Consider the following 20,601-nt stretch of genomic DNA (forward strand, 5'->3'; position numbering starts at 1 on the left):
TTAAATATATTTCTAAGACTTCTCCTTTTTCTTATATACATATGACATTATTTTAATACTATTAAGAACTAAACATAAAAGTTTACGTATTTGATTAGCTTAACACCTTAGAGTATAATAAAATTGGAATTATAGAAATTTATAAATTTAAATATATTTGATATATAAGATAAGCGTAGGAGGAAAAAATGATAGTTTTAAGTTGCAAAGATATATCGAAAAGTTACGGAATAAGAGATGTACTAAAAGATATCACCTTTTCAATCAATGAAGGTGATAAAGTTGGAATTATTGGTGGAAATGGAGAAGGAAAATCAACCTTATTTAAAATAATATCTAAAGAATTATCACAGGATTCTGGTGAAATATTTATAGATAAAAATAGGACTATAGGATATTTAACTCAGCATGTTGATTTAGATTTAAATAATACTATATATGATGAAATGAACTTAGTATTTAAAGATCTTCGTAATATTGAAGATAGATTACATTCGTTAGAGATAAAAATGGCTGAACCTTATAATGAGGATAATGCAGCTTATCACGAAAAAATTATAAAAGATTACACTACCCTTCAAGATTTATATTCTCATAAAGGTGGTTACACATATAAAGGTGAAATATCTAGAGTATTAAAAGGTCTTGGTTTTCTAGAAGAAGATTTTGATAAAACAATAAGTACTCTTAGTGGTGGACAAAAAACTAGGGTTTCACTTTGTAAACTATTATTAAAAAATCCAGATATAATTTTACTTGATGAGCCAACCAACCATCTTGATTTAGAAGCTATAGAATGGCTTGAAGAATATTTAAAAAATTATAAAGGAACTGTTTTAGTAATATCACATGATAGATTTTTCTTAGATGCTGTTACAAACAATACCTTTGAAGTCATTAATGGTCATGTTAATTGTTACAATGTTCCTTATACTAAATTTATTGATCAAAGAAAGAAAAACTATGAAACTCAGCTTAAAGCTTATAATCTTCAGCAAGCTGAAATTAAAAGACAAGAAGCAATAATAGAAAAATTTAGAAGCTTTAACAGAGAGAAAAGCATAAGAGCTGCTGAAAGTAGAGAAAAAGCCTTAGAAAAGATGGAGAGACTAGATGCTCCTGATAAAGAAAAGGAAGCTTCTAAAATTCAATTTGAAACTTCTGTAAAAAGCGGTCATGATGTTCTTCATATTGAAAACCTAGCTAAAAGCTATGGAGATAATAAGCTTTTTTCAAATCTTAACTTAGATCTTAAAAGAGGAGAAAAAGTAGCATTGATTGGAGAAAATGGTCGTGGTAAAACAACTCTCTTTAAAATTATTTTAGATAATTTAAATCCGGATAGTGGTAAAGTTATTCTTGGAACAAACGTAAATGTTGGATATTATGATCAAGAACAATCTGATTTAAATCTAGATAAGGCTATTCTAGATGAAGTATGGGATGAATTCCCTAATTTAACCACATCTAAATTAAGAGGTGCATTAGCATCATTCTTATTTACTGGAGATGATGTATTTAAAATAATCAACACTCTTAGTGGTGGAGAAAAATGTAGGATCAATTTATTAAAACTTATGTTATCTAGATCTAATTTATTATTATTAGATGAACCAACAAACCATCTTGATATAATGTCTAGAGAAGCTCTTGAAGATGCACTATTAAGTTATGATGGTACATTAATGGTTATATCTCATGATAGATACTTCCTAAATAAAGTAATTAATAGAATACTAGAACTTAACGAAAATGGCATTAAAGAATTTTTAGGAAACTATAGTTATTATCAAGAAAAGAAAATTAATCCTAATAGATTTGAGGTTTTAGAAGAACTATCAAATGGAAAAACTAAAACTCAATTAAAAGATGAAAAAAAGAAAAAAAGAGAACTTGAAAAAGAAGAAAAAGCTCTAAAGCTAAAAATAAAGAAAATAGAAGATTATATCTCTATCGGGGAAGAAAAGTTATTATCACTACAAGAAGAACTTTGCCTTGAAGAAATTTATTCTAACCCTTCTGAAAGCGAAAGAGTTAATAAGGAAATAAAAGATTTAGAAGAAAAAATCGCTAGCCTCTACGAAGAATGGGAGAATTTATCCAATTAAATTTACTTTGTGAAATTTATAGCTGAATTATAAGAATTAATGAGGAGATATAAGTATATTTTTATAAATTAATTTATTTTAAATGGGGATGCCTTGTGGCATCCCCTTAATTTTTATTTGATCTCATGTAAGCTTTTTTATCTTTTTCCCGTTGACCCAAAGCCGCCTTCTGCTCTTTCAGTCTCACTTAACTCTTCCACTTCATCAACTTCGACATACCATACTGGTTTTACTACCATTTGCGCAATCTTCATACCTTTTTCAACAATAAAGCTTTCCTTCCCATGATTTATTAATACTACCCCTACTTCACCTCTATATCCTTCATCTATAGTTCCTGGTGTATTTAAAACGGTAATCCCATGCTTTAATGCTAATCCACTTCTAGGTCTGACCTGCGCTTCAGTTTGAGGCGGTAACTCTATCTTTATTCCAGTCTTAATCAATGCTGTTTCAGATGGATTAATTTTAACCTCTTCTACTGAATATAAATCTAGCCCAGCATCTCCTTCATGTGCATAATTAGGTATTATAGCTTCATTATGTATTTTTTGAACTTTTAATTTTAACTTATTCATTTGTATTCCTCCAATAAAAATATTACCTTTATTGTAACAAGTAATTCTTATTTATGTCTATACTTATTATATTCAAAATAAAAAGAGGCTGTATAAACAGCCCTTTAATGTAAAATTTAAAATCTTTTTATATTTCATAATGAAGTATTTAAACTTATAGTATTTTAAAACTACTGTAAGCAATTCTATTCTCCATTATTCAATTCTATATTTTACATTTTTAATTGCGCGATAGCTCATATTATAAGTGTAGAAATAATTTTTATTCCATTCTATCTTCTATAATACGTTGGTTTTATTTTATTTACTACACATACACTTGCTGATTTATTATTTTTATCTATAGTAACTTCATTCCAAGTATAGTATGAAGGCTTTTCAAAAAACCTTCTATCTACTATTGATATAACCCTATAACATCCATTTTCTAAATTATCAAATACTACTTTTCCATTTGAATCAGTGAATTTTGAATCATGCAATTTAGGAGATATCCCATTCAATAAATATAAATTTATCCTTGCCCCCTTAAGTTCTACTCCATCTCTACTTGCTAACCTTGATGTGATTTCAATCCTACCCTTTTCCTCAACTACATTGTAATCATTAAAGTTATTTTGTGAGTTAAATTTTAAGTTATCTTGTAAGCTATCTTGTGAGATACCTTGTAATTTATCTTCTATATTTGAATATAGTCTATCATAAGGATTTTCATATTTTTCCTCACTCAAAACTTGCTCACTAAAATCACTTTCTATTATTTCTTCATCTTCTTGATTATTGCATATGTTGTCTCTATTAATAGATCTTGTAGAATTATTCTCTCCAACTTCCCCATCAACTTGAATAAATAAATTCAAATTTCCGTTTTCATCTACAGTATATTGATCTTCATTATTATTATTTTCATCACTATGATATTGATCGTCAATAACTATTTTCATATATACCTCCAAAGCATAATATAGTTACATAATATGATTCACCTATTATTTTGGTGATAAAATAATAAAAAAAAGTGTCAAAAGACACTCTTTAACTTAAATAGAAATCATTTTTATAGCTTCATTAAATTCAACAGGTTTACTAAAATAATATCCTTGAATAACATCACAACTAATTTTCTTTAAGAAATCCAGTTGTTCTTTAGTTTCAACTCCTTCTGCAACTACTAATAGACTTAAGTAGTGTGAAAGTTCAACAATACTATTTATTATATACTCACTTTTTTCTTCTATAACTATTCCGTCTATAAAACTTTTATCTATCTTTAATACATCTATAGGTAGGGTTCTTAAATAACTTAATGATGAATATCCTGTTCCAAAATCATCTAATGCCAATGAAACTCCTAGCCCTTTTAGCTTCTCTAATGTATTTATATTTTTTTCTGCTGATTTCATTATTATACTTTCTGTAATTTCAAACTCTATATATTCAGCACTTAAATCATAAAACTTTAATGATTCAGATATAAATGAAACTATATCTTCATCCCTAATTTGAACCTCTGACAAATTAATAGCCATTTTAAACTTCTTGGCAGTTCTTAATGTTAATTCCTTACATTTCCTGAAACTTTCGTTTATTATGTATTTTCCTATAGGTATTATAAGACCTGAACTCTCTGCAATTGGTATAAACTCACTTGGTGATACTAATCCTAAGGACTTACTATTCCACCTTACAAGAGATTCAAAACCTATAACCTCTTCTGTATCTACTTTAATCTTAGGCTGATATAGCATTTTAATTTCACTATTATCCACAGCCACTCTTAATCCCTTTTCTATATCAAATTCTCTATTTAGAATTTCTAATATTTTTATGTCAAAAAACTCATATCTATTTTTTCCATTAACTTTTGCAAGATACATAGCCATATCTGCTCTTTTTAATAAAATCGGCATATCGCCTCCATCTATTGGATAAACACTTACTCCTATACTTAATGTACAAAAAATTTCTTTATCATTTATTATTATTGGATCACTTAACTTTTTTATTATATTATCTAAAATATATTTAATTTGATTTTTTCCTTGTATATTATATTGTACTATTATAAATTCATCTCCTCCATATCTAGCAAAAAGAGAATCTTTTATTTTCATATTATTTATAATTTTTGTAAATTCAATTAAAAGTAAATCTCCTGCATCATGACCATATGTATCATTAACATATTTGAAATTATCTAAATCTAAAAAAATAAATGCTATTTTTTCATTAGGATGATTATTTATATGATTTGTAATTTCTCTTACAAAAAACCTTCTATTTGGAATTCCTGTAACTTCATCATTGAAGCTTAAATAATTAATTTCAATTTCTCTTTCCTTCCTATCTGTTATATCTGAAAGAGCTCCATGAATAAATAAATCTCCATTCCTTTCTAATGTCTTTTTCCCTTTACTTTGAATCCATACAACCCTATTATCCTTGCTTAATATTCTATACTCTATAGAATAAAATTCATCTTTTTTTGAATTTAAAACCTTAGTTATTTGCTTATTATATGTGGCAATATCATCTTCTACTATAAATTTTTGCCAACTTTTGTCTGAGATTAGTACGTCTCCTTCTCCTTTTATTTCTAAATACTCTCTAATACTATAATCAATTGATATGATATTTTGATTAACATTCCACCAAAATGCAATGTCTTTAGAACCCTCTACAGCTAATCTATTCTTATTTTCTATAACCTTATTCATATTCTCTATTCTTTTTCTTTCAGTTATATCTATAATAAGTCCAGATAAATAAAAAATATTATTTCTTATTTTCCCATTTCCTTGCACTTTAATTAATAGCTTTTCTCCTGAAGAATTTATTATAGATGATTCTAAAATAAAGTTATCTAATATTCTATTATGTATAATGTTTTCAATGAAAATTTTTATATCTTCTCTTTCATCTTCAACAATAAATGAAAACCATTCATCAAAACTCTCTATGTCCTTACTAATTTTTAAGATATCTCGCATTTTTTTAGACATATATAATTTATTATTTTCACTATTCCATTCCCAAATTGCACCTTCTAATGCATCTATAGCCATTCTATATCTTCTCTTGTTTGAATTTGCTAATTTATATAGCTTCTCATATTTTTTATTTATATAAATTAATCTAATCATTAACAATAAAATAATAAAGAACATGATAAGTAATAATGAAATTGCACTATCAAAATTACTTTTAATTATTAATATAATTAAAAGTAAACTAGCAAATATGAAAATACTATTATTTTTTCTTTTTTTCATGATTATCACCAGTACCTTTTCCTTAAAATTACATTCTAATAATTATATATTTTATCATATTCTTCCACATATTAACATAATTTAACCTTGTTAAAATTAAAAAAATAGACGAACGTAAATATATCAACTTACCTTCGCCTATTTTATTATTTTATTATTTTATTATTTTATTTAAATATTTTTGTTAATACTATATTTAATGTAACACCTACAAGTGCTGACAAACTTAAACCAGATATACTTACAGTTTCTGTTATACTTATTCCTATAGCCTTTGGCATAAATAATCCTGATAATCCTATAAATATAATTGTTATCATAACTATAATATTCTTTATATTAAACTTTACACCTTCATTCTTAATTGTATTTACTCCAACTAAAGCTATCATTGAAAATAACATTATGCTTATTCCCCCCATAACTGATGAAGGTATTGTTCTAATTGCAGCTCCAAACTTATCTATAAAACTTAATATTATTGCAAAAACTGCTGTTAATCTTAATATTGATGGATCATAATTTTTAGTTATTGCTAATACACCTGTATTTTCTCCATATGTTGTATTTGCAGGTCCACCTATAAGTGAAGCTGTCATAGTAGCAAGTCCATCACCTAACAAAGTTCTATTTAAACCTGGATCTTCAATAAAATTCTTTCCTACTATAGTACCATTAGTTGTTATATCGCCTATATGTTCCATAAAAACAGCAAGTATAACTGGAACTACTATCATTATTGCTCCCGCATCAAACTTTGGTAAAGTAAACTTTGGCGCTGCTATAAAACTTGCATTTTGAATTGCAGTTATATCAACTTGTCCTAATACTAAACTTAATGTATATCCAACTATTACTGCAATTATTATTGATAACTGTGATACAAATCCTTTTGTAAATCTTTTTATGCATAAAGCTAGTCCTAATGTTAGTATAGCTATTGTTAGTGATTTTCCTGAACCTGCTTCGCCAGCTATAAATGAATTTACTCCAGCCATATCTAAAGCTGTTGGAATAAGATTTACACCTATAACTATTATCATAGGGCCAACAACTTGTGCTGGTAAAATACTTCTTATTTTAGATACGCCTATTTTTTTTATTATAAATGAAACTACAACATAAATTAATCCTGCTACAAACATTCCACCTTGGGCATATCTTAAATCACCATATTGAGTTGCAACCACACCAATTACTGGAATAAATGCAAATGAAGATCCTAAGAACGCAGGTACTTTTCCTTTAGTGCATAGATGAAATATAAGAGTTCCTACTCCAGCTGAAAACAAAGCAACTGATGGATCTAATCCTGTTATTATAGGTACTAAAACAGTTGCTCCAAACATTGCTATTAAGTGTTGAAGACCTAAAACACTTTTTATTAAACCTTTTTTAATATTACTTAAAGTATTAACCTCTTTTGTCTCTACATATTGTGCCATTTAATGACCTCCCTATTTTTATTAATAAGGAGAAATTCTTATTTCTCCTTTTCTAGCCTCTCTGGACTAATTTTAAAAGGTATTTTTGCATAAAAAAAACTTCTCTATAAATTTCCAGAGAAGTTATAATAATTCCACAATAATTTTACTTCTTTTGAGCCTCTCTGGACTAATTTAAAGAATGAATTTTCTTTTTTTTAAATTATATCACTCATCTATTATTATTTCAATATAAATTTCAATTTCCATATAATAAACATTGTATTCTTTGAATTCTTGGGAATACTAGTACTAGCATAATAATCTTTAGGAGGATACTTATATGAAATTAAAAAATTTTAGAAAGAAGTTAACTACACTTTCTATGGCTATTTTATTATCTTTCTCTTTTATAACTAATATACAAGCTATAGAAAATAATGAAGATTCATCTAAAGATAGTGTACAGGAAAAGGTTGTCTATCTTACTTTTGATGATGGTCCTGGAGGAAAAGTTACACTTCAAGTTTTAGATACACTAAAATCAGAAAATGTTCCAGCTACTTTTTTTGTTATTGGCTGTCAAATCAAAGGACAAGAGGATACTATTTTAAGAATAAAAAATGAAGGGCATAGTATTGGACTTCATAGTTTCTCTCATAATAGAAATAAGTTATATTGTGGAAACGACGGCTTTTTAGATGAGATGAAACAAGAGCAAGAAACTTTATATGAAGTTACTGGAGAAAGATATAATATTCTAAGATTTCCATTTGGATGTAATAATAATTCTTATAAATTGACACAAAAATTAGTAGATACATTACATGAAAATAATTTTAAAATATATGATTGGAATACTGATAGTGGTGATGGTGCAAATCATAACTTAGCTCCTGAAAGCATAATGAAGAAAGCATGCAAAAACCAAGATAAAGATGTAGTTGTAATTTTAATGCATTGCACATATATAAATAAAAATTCAGCTAAAGCCTTACCTTCCATAATTAAATATTATAAAGATAATGGATATACTTTTAAAGCCATAGATGAAAATACTCCAGAGTTATATAAAGTAATGAAGAAATAATTTTTTAGGAGCTGTTTCAAAACAGCTCCATTAAAAATTTAAAATTATTAATATTCTTTATTTGCTTATTAATACCCCAGTGGCTTTTAATGCTATTCCAATAGCTTTATATAATATCATACCTAAGAATATATTCATTATTGCAGCAGGTATAACAACAATACTAATTAAGCTTACTAATGAACCAGGTAAACCTACTAATAAACTTGCAGATCCTAAAAATACTAATCCGCTTAATATAGTTCCTAAACTTAAAGCTATTATCATTTTTATATTATTACTCACTCTGCTTCCAATTAACTTAAATATAAAATATATTGTATTTGCTGTTACAACTTTATCTATAATATTTGGAAGTTGTCCACCTGGAAATTTTGTAGTAAGTGCAGTTAATACCCCAATTATAATACTTGATATTAAAGTGGTTTTATAATCATTATTTATTAATATAATTATAAATAGCATTGCTAGTGCAAAGTCTGGTTGCATAGGTAAACCTAACGCTGGTGTTATTTGATGTAATAAGGCTCCAATAGCTATTAATATTGAATTTAGCATCATTTTTTTTACATTCATATTTCTATTCATATTCAAAATCTCCTTTAAATTTAATTTACTTCAATCTAATTTATCGCCTCTAGTTCACAACATAATTACCAGCTCCTTTAATATTTATTTAAATTTAAAATAAAAAACGCCCTATACAAAATGTATAGGACGATATATCCGCGTTGCCACCTAAATTGCTATAAAAGCCTCTCTCATCAGGTACTAACATACCCTATTCCCTATATCGTGGGACTTACGGATCAACTACTTTAATAAAATTTCGTATCACTCCTCCGAGGCCCATTCACTATTTGCTTTAGTACCGAAATCACACCACCTTCGGCTCTCTTAAACCTTACATAATAGCTACTCTCCCTCATCAAAGGATTATTCCAATAATTAATTTAATAATATACTATGCTATTTATTCATAATTGTCAACAATTTCTTGAAACCTTTTTCTATTTGGTATTATTTTCATAAAAATAAATAATCCTAATAATAATATTCCCTTAATCATGCTTGTACCGCTTATACTCCACCAAACCCCATTTATTCCAAGTGAAGGCATACTACTTAATAAAATAGCTAGAGGTACTCTAAGACCAGTAAACAATATACTAACCCATGATGGAGTAACTGTATTTCCAAGCCCTGAAAATGCTCCTGCCGTTGTAATTTCTATACACATAAACAATTGTGAATATCCTAAGATTTTAAGATATATAGCACCTTGTGATATAGCTTCAGCTTCAGGTATAAATACTGAAAAAACTCTCTCTCCTGCAAATACTAATAATATAGTCGCGAAAATACCCACTATTGCTGCCATAACCATAGTTGCTTTATATCCCTTTAATATCCTATCCCATCTATTTGCTCCATAATTTTGTCCTACAAAAGCTGTTAATGCTGCGGCAAACCCTTCCGCTGTCATCCAGGATATAGCTTCTATTTGTGAACCAACCTTTTGAACTGCAATTGCTACTGGTCCCCATGAAGCGATTACTCTTCCAATTATCATAGCAAAAACTGAAAACATACAATTTTGAAGTGCAGTGGGAATCCCTAGCTTACATATTCTATAAACATAAATTTTATCTAGATACTTTTTATTTTTTAAACTTAAACTATATCCATTTTTTATAAAGGCTATTATAAATATGATAGTAACAATAGCTTGTGCGCTAATAGTTGCTAGTGCTGCTCCAACCACTCCAAGTTTTGGAAATCCAAAAAGCCCAAATATCAATATTGGATCAAATATTATATTAAAAGCTAATCCAATAGTATTTATCAAAAATGGAATTTTACTACTACCAGAAGCATTAAAAATACCTGTAAATAATGGATTTAAAAAGCTAAATATCATTCCAAATGATACTACAATTAGGTAGTCTATAGACATTTTTATTATATTTTCATCACCTAGATTAAAGAATCCTATTAATTGATTTCTAAAAACTATTAAAATAATTGTATATAATATTGCTATTACTATATTTATAAATAAACTATTATATATAAATTTATTTCTTTCCTTAAAATCTCTCTTTCCTATAGCTTGAGAAACTCCTATTTCTGCTCCTATTTTAGATATAAATACAAGTGCACTTCCAAACCAAGTAAAAAAGCCTGCTGTTCCTACTGCTGCAACTGACTCACTACCTATTCTTCCTACCCACATCATATCTATCATATTGTAAGCCATTTGTATGAAAGATGTACCTAAAATCGGAATAGATAATTTTAGTAATGCACTAAATATATTTCCTGAAACTAAATCTACTGATTTTTTCATATGTACCTCCTTTTAATGATATTGTTATCTTCAAATTATATATTTAGTAGTATATTTTTTCAATATACTTAAATTTATTTCTTTGCTTTTTAGAATATTAAATATTTTAAATAAAATTTAAAGGATTACCACGGTAATCCTTTATTTGCTTAACATACTTATTATGTTTTCAAAATACTCAGGTTTACTATAATAAAAACCTTGTACTGTATCACATTCTATACTTCTTAAATAATCTACTTGCTCTTTTTCCTCGACGCCTTCAGCAACAACTGTCATGCCAAGCTTATGTGATAATTGAATAATATTTTCTACTATGTACCTACTTTTGTCATTTTCAGACATATCAATAACAAAACTTCTATCAATTTTTAAAACATCTATTGGTAACTTAGTTAAATGATTTAAAGATGAATATCCAGTTCCAAAATCATCTAAAGCAATAGAGGCACCTAATTCTTTTATTTGTAATAAACACTCTATGTTTTTATCTACTGATTTCATTATCATACTTTCAGTTATTTCTACTTCTATGTATCTAGGAGATACATTAAACTCATCTATTAAAGAATTAAAGTATTCTAATAAATTTCCATCACGCAACTGTATTTCAGATAAATTAACTGCTATTTTAAAATTATCATAACCTTCTGATATTAGATATTTTACCTTTGCAAAAACTTCTCTTAATACAAATTTCCCCATTGGTATTATAAGTCTAGTATTTTCAGCTACTGGAATAAACTCTCCAGGACTAACAAAACCTATTTCAGAACTTTTCCATCTAAGTAATGCTTCAAATCCATTTACTTCATCATCTGTAAGCCTTACTTTAGGCTGAAATACAACAAACATTTCATTATTATCTAGTGCTGTTCTAAGTCCCCTTTGAATTGAGTAAATTCTATTTATCTCTCTTGATATATTGTTATTAAACATTTGCCATTGATTTTTTCCATTACTCTTAGCGATATACATTGCAGCGTCAGCATTTTTAAGTAGTACTTCAAAATCCTCACCATCATCAGGAAAAACTGCTACCCCTATACTTGTTGAAGAATAGATTTTATGATCATTTATATCATATGGATTCTTTAATATATCCATAATTTTTCTTACCTTAGAATTTATTTCATTTAAGTAACTTATAGATGAAATAAAAATTAAGAATTCATCGCCCCCAAATCTACATAACAGTTGATCATCATTAAATATTTTCTTTAAGTCTTCCGAAAACTTCTCTAAAAATATATCTCCACATTTATGTCCATAAGAATCATTTATAAACTTAAAATTATCTATATCTATGATTATTAATGCCCCTCTTGATTCTGAAACAATATGATTTTCAAGTTCTTTTTCTATAATATTTTTGAATTGCTTTCTATTATTTAATCCTGTTAATTCATCATAATAACTTATATATTCTAATTTTAAATGTGCTTCTTTCTCTTTTGTTATATTATGAACATATCCTTCAAAACCTAAAAACTTGCCTTTATTGCTCTTTCTTGCTTGACCTTTAACACTAATCCATATATCTTTTCCTAAAATATTAGTCATCTTAACTTCAATTTCTTCTAAATTATTTTTTATACCATTAATTAAAATGTTAAAATAATCCTGGTGAAAGTAGTTTCTACACTCGTCAAAAGTTATTATAGTAAAATCATCTTTGTATCCTGTAATTTCTTTATTGTTCCCATAAAGCATTATTAAATCTTCTTCTTTATTTACAGAAATAAATAGTCCTTTAATAGACTTAATAAAAGATGCCTTAGAATTTAATAAAAACTCTTTTTGTCTATCTTTAAGATTATTCGATTCTTTATTATTAAGGGAACCAACATCCTTGTTATATTTCTTTTCCCTAATCATATATTTAATCCTTCTCAAAGTATATTTTTATATTTACTATGTTATTTAAAATCTATTTGTTTCCTTCTACTTTCACTTCATCTTTTGATTTTTCTTTATTATCATTTATTAATGATGCAACTAAAGCTGCCCCTGCAGCTACAACTACTGCTAATTTACCTAAATTTTTTATTTTCATAAATTATTCCTCCTACCCATTATTTAAATTGATTTTGATCTTTTTCATATTTATATCCTATTGAATTTAATTTATCTTTTAATTCTTCTTCTGTTACTCCTATATCTTCACATAATGATGATAAATTAGAGTAGAAATCTCTTAATTTCATATTTATCACACTTAATAGAATATTAGGATCCATAGATAAAACACTTTCTCTATCCATACTATTTCTCCTTTCAACTTCTATATATTTGAAATCTCAAATAAAATATACCATATATCTTTTAATAAAAAAAGTGCATTATACATCTTTTTGTATATTTATTAAGATAAAGATAGAATACTAACTCACTTTTTATTATCGTAATTAATTATATTATTTTTATATATTTTAATTATTTTTTTCTAAAAGTTAAAGAACTACTCTAAATTTTGTTTTAGAGTAGTTTCCTTATAAAAACTTTATTTAAATTAACTATTTAACTTCTGGTACTTTAGAAGCTTCACTTTTCTTTGGAGATTTGTATCTCTTCTTTTCCCAACTTGCTTCTTGATTCTTTTTAGCCATTTGCATTCACCTCCATTATATTATTAGTATTCATAATCTATTTTTAATTATTCCATATTCAATTTATTAAATTAGTATTTAATAAAAAATAAAGATACTATGTAGAAAAATTTCACCACATAATATCTTTATAAAGCAAATTTTAATTATTCTTCATCGTAAACTTCTAAATACTTCGTCTTTATACCATCTTTTTCCCAGCCAAGTATAGAATCTAAGTTGACATTTTCAGCTGCCTTAAATATTGATTTTTCAACACCATCAAAATTCTTCTTAAGCTCTTTTACTAGTTCCTTTATCTCATATCTCTTATTTCCTATTTTCTCAGCTGCAACCATACATGCACAATTTAAAGGCCAAATTCCTGCATTGTTAGTAAACCTCTTTATGTATTCTTCTTCTACATAATAAAGTGGTCTTATAAGCTCCATATCTTCAAAATTAGCTGCCTTAAATTTAGGAAGCATAGTTTTAAAATTACCTGCATAAAGAACATTTAATAATGTAGTTTCTATAACATCATTGTAATGATGTCCTAATGCTAACTTATTACATCCAAGTTCTCTTGCTTTACTATAAAGAGAGCCTCTTCTCATTCTTGCACAAAGATAGCATGGATAATCTCTTGCCATCTTATCTATAACTTCAAAAACTTTTCCTTCATATATATGTACTGGTATTCCAAGATGATTACAATTTTCTATAAGTAATTCCTTTATCTGTGGATGGTATCCTGGATCCATTGCTATAAATTCTAATTCAAAATTCATTTGTCCATGTTTTTTAAGCTCTTGGAAACATTTAGCCATTAATAGCGAATCTTTACCACCTGAAATAGCTACTGCAATCTTATCTCCTTCTTCTATAAGGTTATAATCTTTGACAGCTCTTACAAACTTAGTCCAAATATGTTTTCTATATTTCTTAACAAGGCTACGCTCTATTTCTTCTAAAGGCTTTTTTTCTTCAGTAGGAATTAGTCTCTCGCAGCCTTTTCCTGCTATACTACTCATTTTATCACCTCATTTAATAATCCATCTCAATTATATCACTTTTCAAACTTGTTGTCTTTATATAAATATGACGCTATCGCAAAGTCTACATTTTCTATTAATAAGTTTCCTTCTACCATCCATATTTAGTATTTTACTCTCATTATCTTATCAGTTCATTAATACTTATATATGGATTCTTGTATCTATTTTTCTTTACTGTACTTTTCCCTATATTTATAGCTTTTTTAGGACATAAATTTATACACGCCATACAGTCTGTACAATTTCCTTTCCATGTAGGCATATTATTTTTCATTATAATATTGTCAGCAGAACATGCTTTATTACAAATCTCACATCCAACACAGTCATTATTAACATTAAATTTTTTATCCTTATTTTTATATGCATTTTTCCACATAGAATAAAGAAGCTTATTTAATCCAAATTTATAATTGCATTTTTTATTTTTCTTTCATTAATTTCATTAATAAAACCTTCTAAAATTTTCTCATTTTTCTCAATTGCTTCAATTGCTCTTTCTTCACTTGGATTTCTACCTGCTCTAATATAGTTAGAAATATATTTTATACATAAAAAATTTGATAAAATATTTGTGTCCTTAATAATTTCATTTATATGGGCAAAACTACTTTTTGCTTCTCCTCCGCCAGATACCCCTACTGCAAAAACATAGGAATTTTTTCTTAACTTTAAACTATGTAAAAACTCTAAAGCTGTTATAGGTAAAGAGCCACAATGTATTGGATATATAAAACCAACTACATCATCATCACAAACAAAATCATTATCTCTTAGTGCTTTTGTCATAGATATTAACTCTACCTTTTCATCTAATGCTTCTTTTATTTTCTTTGAAACATATAAACTATTTCCAGTTGAAGAAAAGTAATAAATTTTCATAAATAATCCCCTATCCTACTTTATATAATCTATAAATGATTATATCACGAATAAAATAAATTTCTATTTTGCACTTTTAATAACTTGAGGATAATTAAAAATATTATATGGATCATATTGTTTTTTAATCTCTTTTAATCTTTTAATATTTTCTCCATAATATTCTTTTTCATAATTATTTAATTCATCTAAAGGAAAATTAACAAAAGATCCTTCTGTTAGTGCCTTTATTGATGTAAAATTACTCTTAACCCATTCCTTATTTATATCAGCATATTTATTTTCTTCCCAAACAGATTGAATTCCCATTATAAACTTAGCATTTCTATAATAGTATGCTGTATCTAATTTATCTACATCGGCAATAGCACCACCAGCTCCATAAAATGATATCGCAGTATAAACTGATCCTTCTGCTGAATTATCTATTATTTCTATAAGTTGTTTTATTTCATCATGATTATAATTCCTATAAACAAACCTACCTGTTGACTTATACTTTTCATAATCTGGATGACTGTCCTGAATCCATCTATTACACTCTAATATACTCATATCTTCTACTTTAATCTCGATTAAACTTGTTATATTCTCTAAAGGTCTAAGTATTTCTCTAGCATCAATAGAATTTCCATAAAATAATCCTGTAATCTTAACTCCCCTTCCTCTTTCAGCTGAATTATATATTGCAGTTTTTAAATTCATACGTCTATCTAAATTCTTATATAATTCTTGAATAATCTCAATAACTTTAATATTATCTTCATTACTAATATTAGGATAATTTATATATATCAAAGTACCCATTTTTATTTTTTCTTTTAACTTTATAGTCATTGAAGTTATAACTCCAAAATTACATCCACCGCTTCCCTTGCAAGCCCAAAATAAATCGCTATTTAAATGTTCATTGAGAATTAATTTTTTTCCTTCATAATTTATCATTTCAACTTCAATTAAGCTATCGCATGCTAATCCTAGGAATCTACTTGAATATCCCCAGCCACCACCAAGTACTAGTCCTGCTACTCCTACAGTTGGACATCCCCCTCCTGGAAATGCATAATTCCTGTTTCCTAGTGCCTCATATATCTCTCTATTTCTTACTCCACCCCCTATCCTTGCAAAGCTATTTTCTTCATCTATGTAAATTTCATTCATTTTACTTATATCTATAACAGCTACATCATTACCTGTTGAATATCCTTCATAGCTATGAGCACCTGATCTTACTCTTATTTCTATAGAATTATTTCGAGCCCATAGTATTGCATTAATCACATCTTCTTCATTATAACAATATATAATTAATAATGGATATTTTTCAATAGCTCTATTCCAAGCTAATCTACTTTCTTCATATTCAAAACTTTCTTTGGTAATTATCTTGCCAGTTAATCCTGAATAATCAACACTTCTCATTTAATCACCTTCTGTAAATTATTTTATATATAAGATGATAACATATCATTCCTTAAAATCAATAAAAAGAGTCATAATAAAACTGATTCATAATTATAATTTTTTCAATAATACATATTCTCTAAAAAAATAATAATTTTGCAGGCTTTAATTATCTCTTCGTAGATCGAATTATAAATTTATTATTCTTATTTTACTTAATTATATTTGATTTCTATTTTAAAACATTTTATATTATTTCTTTATTTTTTCATATTTTATACATTATATATACAAATACTAAGCCTTTTTTGAATCTTTTTTTATTTTTTTTTATTTTTTATCACCTTTCTACTTTTTTCTACATAGTTTATAACTATAGATGATATAAAGAAAGGATGTTTAATTTATGTACTATCGTAAAGATAATGATTGTGAAAAATGTAATGATTGTGTAAATGACCCTAGTAAACTTCATTGTAATATAACTTGTACTGATACAAGTAAAAATTGTTATGAATCATATAAAGTTTTTGATCCCCCTGTATATGCAAAGGCATTTGTTGCTCTTCAACCATATGAAAATTTATTTAATATAGAAGATGCTTTTAGCGCTGGAACAATATTTAAAGACTTATATAGTCCTTATTGTGACGTTAAATATCTTAAGGAGGATCGTAAATAATGAGACGTGAAGAATACCTAGAAAAAATACAAAAATTGCAATTCTTTGTTGTTGATTTAAATTTATATTTAGACAACTTTCCTGAATGTGAAAAAGCAAGACATGATTATGAAGTTATATCTTGTGAGCTAAAGAAAACAGTTTGGGAATATGAAAAACAATATGGTCCATTAACTAACTTTGGTTCTTCTTACTTCCAAGATCCTGAAGCTTGGGTTAATAGTCCATGGCCTTGGGAAAATATGAGAGGAGGAAAAAATTAATGTGGTATTATGTTAAAACATTACAGCATCCTGTAAACTTAAAATCAACAGATTTAAAAATGGCTAAAGTTCTTATAACTCAATATGGTGGTCCAGATGGAGAGCTTAGTGCTGCCCTTAGATATTTAAATCAAAGATTCTCTATGCCAACAAATAAATCTAAAGCATTATTAACTGATATAGGAACAGAAGAAATGGCTCACGTAGAAATGATAGCTACGATGGCGCATCAAATTATGGAAAATGCATCAATAGATCAAATTAAGGCAGCTGGATTAGATGGTCACTATGCAGATCATGGAAAAGCTACTTTCTACACAGATGCTACTGGAAATCCTTGGACAACTTAAATGCATATAAAATTGATTTATACAATGAAGGAAAATCTATTGGTGATAAACTTAAGTATCATAGATTAAAAGCTGGTTTAACCCAAGATAAACTTGCTAAAATTATGGGATTATCAAATGGTGTTTCTATTAAAAGTATTGAATTAAATCAAAAATTAATAAGTCGTAAGTTGTCTGAGAAATTAGCAAATTATTTTAACCTAGGTACAAAGTTCTTTTATGATGATTATTTAGAAGATACTGATATGGTTAGCGAAGCCTTAAAATCATATAGAATTAAAAATAATTTAAGCATTCCTCAAATTTGTGAAAAACTAAATATAAGTAAAACAGCTTGGAGATATTGGGAAAATTCACGCAGTTATATAAGTAGATCTAGTTATGCCATTTTAAAAAAGAACAATATTTTATAAAGCTTATTTGAAAAAAGTCTTAAAGACAAAGTTATAGATTTAAGTGAAAATTAGACAACCAAATTACAATCAATAAAACATATTTGACACCTATAATCTTTAATGCTATTCTGTCCTTGGTTTAATATGTGCGTTTTTATTATATTTAAGCCATCTTCTGACGGCTTTTTTTATAATTGAAATAGCACCTAGATTATAAATCTAAGTGCTATTGGGAATTATATAACACTTGTTAATCTTAATATTAGATTAATCGCTGGTTTTTATGGATTTATTAATAAGTATTACTATTTAATTATATTTATTCCTTTAATTGGTGTCAATTTATTTTATGCATTTTTTATCTCTATTTATATCTTTATTAATACAAAAAGCACCTAGATTGTTCTAAGTGCTTTAGCTTTTAGATTGTATAAAAAATATAATTAATGTTATTACCATAGCTGCTATAGATAAAATAGTTGCTATACAAGTTCCTATTATCCATTTATTGGTTGAATCTATCTTTTCGGACATTAAGTCAACTTTACTATCTATTTTATTGTTTATACTATCTATCTTAGTATCTATTTTATCGTTTATGCTATCTATTTTACTTCCTAATTTTTCATCAATTTTATCGATTTTCGCATTAGTCTCTTTTATGCTATCCATAGTTGAATTAAATAGTTTTTCTAATCTTTCTTCTGAGGCGATTCTTTCTTTAGATAATCTTTCTTCAAGTTTCTCCATATTAGAGTTTAACCTTTGTTCTTGTTCTCTTCTATCTTGATCTACCTTATCTAAGTACTTTTCAAGTAATTTATTTTCATCCATATCAACACTCACCTCCTTATTACTATTCATATTCTTTATGTATGCAGGATTTCCACTTCTAAAAGAAATGTTATTATTTTTTTTACTTTTCTTATAATTATTTTCAAAACTTACAACTTTCGCTACTCTTCTTACTTCCTCCATTTATATCTACCTCTCTCCAATTAATCCATTTAAAGTAGATATTAGTTGATTTATTTCGTAATCTGATACTCTTAAATCAAAGTTTTCTCCATCATTTCTATTTATTCTTATTATTTTTAAATTACTATACTTATCAATTTCAATAACATTACTGATGCCTAATGGATTATTTACATAATCATAATATTCGTTTATGATAGGATCCATAATGCTTACAAAATATTTCACATCTATTAAAAAATCATTTTCTAAATCCTTCTCCCATCCTTTTAGCTCTTTTTGTAATTCTTCACTATCAATATGGAACATATTAATAGTTCTACAAATCCATTCCGGATCAGTTTTAAGTATTTGATGGGATATCTTCTCAAATTCGTTAAAACACATTGGCCAATCTTTTCTTTGCATAAATATGTTTAATGTCATTAAAGCCTTACTAAATATATTCTTATCTTTTTTATATTCCTCAATTGTTTTTCCTATATACTCTTCAATATTATAACCATTTTCAAAAGACATAAACCATTCCTCCATTATCACTTGTTTTTCTTAAATAAACCAAGTATAATAAAGGTATATAAATCGAATACTTTATTATACTTGAAAGCACTTCTGATTGATGGTCATAGTGCTTTCTTTTATTTTATAGCCTGTACATATATTTATCAAGATTTTCGACAAAATATGTTAAAAATCAACATAAAGTAAAAAACTAGTAAGCAAGTGTATTATTCCTTACCTACTAGCATTAAATTTACCTACTTGTTGTTGCATTCTTTCTTATATACGCTCTAGCTCCATCTATATCTAAAGCATAATACCCGCTCATTTCCCATTGTACTGTAATAGCTTCTCCTGTATAGAATGGCTTAATTTCTTTATCAAATACTCTACAAGGATATTCTATTACTTGTAGTCTAAACCTTCTATATCTTTCGTATGTAAGCCCTAGAAATTTAACATTGGTCTTTTCTACCCAACAACGCTTACCATCTAATTCAATGCTATAAGCAAATTGATTTTCTGCATCTGCTGTTAATAAGTCACCCTTATTGAATATCTTAACTTCTCCATCGTAACTCATTGCATCTGATTTCATTTTTAATGGTAATGGGAATTTACTAACTTCTATTTTCTTATTAGATATTGCTTCAGCTATAGCTTTTCCTATTGCATCTG

At 27.0% G+C, this 20,601-nt stretch carries 20 protein-coding genes, 2 pseudogenes and 1 other annotated feature; of the genes and pseudogenes, 6 read left to right on the forward strand and 16 right to left on the reverse strand.

Annotation, left to right across the window (positions count from 1 at the left end):
* Positions 1-188 precede the first annotated feature (188 nt).
* Entirely contained in the window at positions 189-2,108 is a 1,920-nt protein-coding gene (gene abc-f / locus J7M87_RS01240; RefSeq protein ID WP_291647885.1) for a ribosomal protection-like ABC-F family protein, read from the forward strand.
* 137 nt (positions 2,109-2,245) lie between these two features.
* On the opposite strand, the gene dut is transcribed toward abc-f, so the two are convergent.
* From dut to J7M87_RS01260, 4 genes are all read right to left on the reverse strand, one after another.
* On the reverse strand, positions 2,246-2,686 hold the full coding sequence (gene dut / locus J7M87_RS01245) for a dUTP diphosphatase (RefSeq protein WP_291647887.1): 441 nt from the start codon (positions 2,684-2,686) through the stop codon (positions 2,246-2,248).
* A 272-nt stretch (positions 2,687-2,958) separates the two neighbouring features.
* Positions 2,959-3,630 carry a prealbumin-like fold domain-containing protein gene (locus J7M87_RS01250; protein WP_291647889.1) on the reverse strand — a complete coding sequence of 224 codons (672 nt, stop codon included), beginning with the start codon at positions 3,628-3,630 and terminating at the stop codon, positions 2,959-2,961.
* A gap of 96 nt (positions 3,631-3,726) precedes the next feature.
* Positions 3,727-5,958 carry a bifunctional diguanylate cyclase/phosphodiesterase gene (locus J7M87_RS01255; protein WP_291647891.1) on the reverse strand — a complete coding sequence of 744 codons (2,232 nt, stop codon included), beginning with the start codon at positions 5,956-5,958 and terminating at the stop codon, positions 3,727-3,729.
* 167 nt (positions 5,959-6,125) lie between these two features.
* Positions 6,126-7,403, reverse strand: a complete 1,278-nt coding sequence (locus J7M87_RS01260) for a solute carrier family 23 protein (RefSeq protein WP_291647892.1) — start codon at positions 7,401-7,403, stop codon at positions 6,126-6,128.
* A 322-nt stretch (positions 7,404-7,725) separates the two neighbouring features.
* Here J7M87_RS01260 and J7M87_RS01265 point away from each other — a divergent pair, with 322 nt between their 5' ends.
* The gene (locus J7M87_RS01265) at positions 7,726-8,472 is read left to right on the forward strand and encodes a polysaccharide deacetylase family protein (protein ID WP_291647894.1); all 747 of its coding nucleotides are present in this window, start codon (positions 7,726-7,728) and stop codon (positions 8,470-8,472) included.
* 57 nt (positions 8,473-8,529) lie between these two features.
* On the opposite strand, the gene J7M87_RS01270 is transcribed toward J7M87_RS01265, so the two are convergent.
* The 9 genes from J7M87_RS01270 to J7M87_RS01310 all read right to left on the reverse strand — a co-directional run bounded on the left by J7M87_RS01270 (position 8,530) and on the right by J7M87_RS01310 (position 16,772).
* Positions 8,530-9,048, reverse strand: coding sequence for a tryptophan transporter (locus J7M87_RS01270; protein WP_291647922.1), 519 nt, complete (start codon positions 9,046-9,048; stop codon positions 8,530-8,532).
* 134 nt (positions 9,049-9,182) lie between these two features.
* Positions 9,183-9,413, reverse strand: a binding site (T-box leader).
* Between the two features lie 32 nt (positions 9,414-9,445).
* Positions 9,446-10,822, reverse strand: a complete 1,377-nt coding sequence (locus J7M87_RS01275; RefSeq protein WP_291647896.1) for an MATE family efflux transporter — start codon at positions 10,820-10,822, stop codon at positions 9,446-9,448.
* A gap of 141 nt (positions 10,823-10,963) precedes the next feature.
* Positions 10,964-12,700, reverse strand: a complete 1,737-nt coding sequence (locus tag J7M87_RS01280) for an EAL domain-containing protein (RefSeq protein ID WP_291647898.1) — start codon at positions 12,698-12,700, stop codon at positions 10,964-10,966.
* 52 nt (positions 12,701-12,752) lie between these two features.
* Positions 12,753-12,878 (reverse strand): hypothetical protein, encoded by a 126-nt coding sequence (locus tag J7M87_RS01285; protein ID WP_291647900.1) that lies wholly within the window; start codon positions 12,876-12,878, stop codon positions 12,753-12,755.
* Positions 12,879-12,897: 19 nt separating this feature from the next.
* Positions 12,898-13,086: a DUF4250 domain-containing protein gene (locus tag J7M87_RS01290; protein ID WP_291647902.1), complete on the reverse strand. Its 189-nt coding sequence runs from the start codon at positions 13,084-13,086 to the stop codon at positions 12,898-12,900.
* A 491-nt stretch (positions 13,087-13,577) separates the two neighbouring features.
* Positions 13,578-14,444: an ATP-binding protein gene (locus J7M87_RS01295; protein WP_291647904.1), complete on the reverse strand. Its 867-nt coding sequence runs from the start codon at positions 14,442-14,444 to the stop codon at positions 13,578-13,580.
* A gap of 142 nt (positions 14,445-14,586) precedes the next feature.
* Positions 14,587-14,847 carry an EFR1 family ferrodoxin gene (locus J7M87_RS01300; protein WP_291647906.1) on the reverse strand — a complete coding sequence of 87 codons (261 nt, stop codon included), beginning with the start codon at positions 14,845-14,847 and terminating at the stop codon, positions 14,587-14,589.
* Positions 14,848-14,864: 17 nt separating this feature from the next.
* Positions 14,865-15,350: an EFR1 family ferrodoxin gene (locus tag J7M87_RS01305; RefSeq protein ID WP_291647907.1), complete on the reverse strand. Its 486-nt coding sequence runs from the start codon at positions 15,348-15,350 to the stop codon at positions 14,865-14,867.
* 63 nt (positions 15,351-15,413) lie between these two features.
* On the reverse strand, positions 15,414-16,772 hold the full coding sequence (locus tag J7M87_RS01310; protein ID WP_291647909.1) for an FAD-binding oxidoreductase: 1,359 nt from the start codon (positions 16,770-16,772) through the stop codon (positions 15,414-15,416).
* Between the two features lie 388 nt (positions 16,773-17,160).
* On the opposite strand from J7M87_RS01310, the gene J7M87_RS01315 reads away from it, so the two are divergent.
* The 4 genes and pseudogenes from J7M87_RS01315 (at position 17,161) to J7M87_RS01330 (ending at position 18,462) form a co-directional block, all read left to right on the forward strand.
* Positions 17,161-17,436 (forward strand): spore coat associated protein CotJA, encoded by a 276-nt coding sequence (locus tag J7M87_RS01315; RefSeq protein ID WP_291647911.1) that lies wholly within the window; start codon positions 17,161-17,163, stop codon positions 17,434-17,436.
* The gene (locus tag J7M87_RS01320) at positions 17,436-17,699 is read left to right on the forward strand and encodes a spore coat protein CotJB (protein WP_291647913.1); all 264 of its coding nucleotides are present in this window, start codon (positions 17,436-17,438) and stop codon (positions 17,697-17,699) included. The genes J7M87_RS01315 and J7M87_RS01320 overlap by 1 nt, the downstream gene beginning before the upstream one ends.
* Positions 17,699-18,046 (forward strand): annotated as a pseudogene (locus tag J7M87_RS01325) (manganese catalase family protein); the annotation flags it as partial. The gene J7M87_RS01320 and the pseudogene J7M87_RS01325, both read left to right, overlap by 1 nt.
* Positions 18,037-18,462: a helix-turn-helix transcriptional regulator gene (locus tag J7M87_RS01330; RefSeq protein WP_272470400.1), complete on the forward strand. Its 426-nt coding sequence runs from the start codon at positions 18,037-18,039 to the stop codon at positions 18,460-18,462. The pseudogene J7M87_RS01325 and the gene J7M87_RS01330, both read left to right, overlap by 10 nt.
* Before the next feature lie 396 nt (positions 18,463-18,858).
* On the opposite strand, the gene J7M87_RS01335 is transcribed toward J7M87_RS01330, so the two are convergent.
* The 3 genes and pseudogenes from J7M87_RS01335 to J7M87_RS01345 all read right to left on the reverse strand — a co-directional run.
* The gene (locus tag J7M87_RS01335) at positions 18,859-19,422 is read right to left on the reverse strand and encodes a hypothetical protein (RefSeq protein WP_291647917.1); all 564 of its coding nucleotides are present in this window, start codon (positions 19,420-19,422) and stop codon (positions 18,859-18,861) included.
* Between the two features lie 6 nt (positions 19,423-19,428).
* Positions 19,429-19,941, reverse strand: coding sequence for a hypothetical protein (locus J7M87_RS01340; RefSeq protein ID WP_142419022.1), 513 nt, complete (start codon positions 19,939-19,941; stop codon positions 19,429-19,431).
* A 235-nt stretch (positions 19,942-20,176) separates the two neighbouring features.
* A pseudogene (locus tag J7M87_RS01345) lies at positions 20,177-20,601 on the reverse strand (hypothetical protein); the annotation flags it as partial.

The sequence above is a fragment of the Clostridium sp. genome (genome assembly GCF_017888565.1).
Taxonomy (GTDB): domain Bacteria; phylum Bacillota; class Clostridia; order Clostridiales; family Clostridiaceae; genus Clostridium.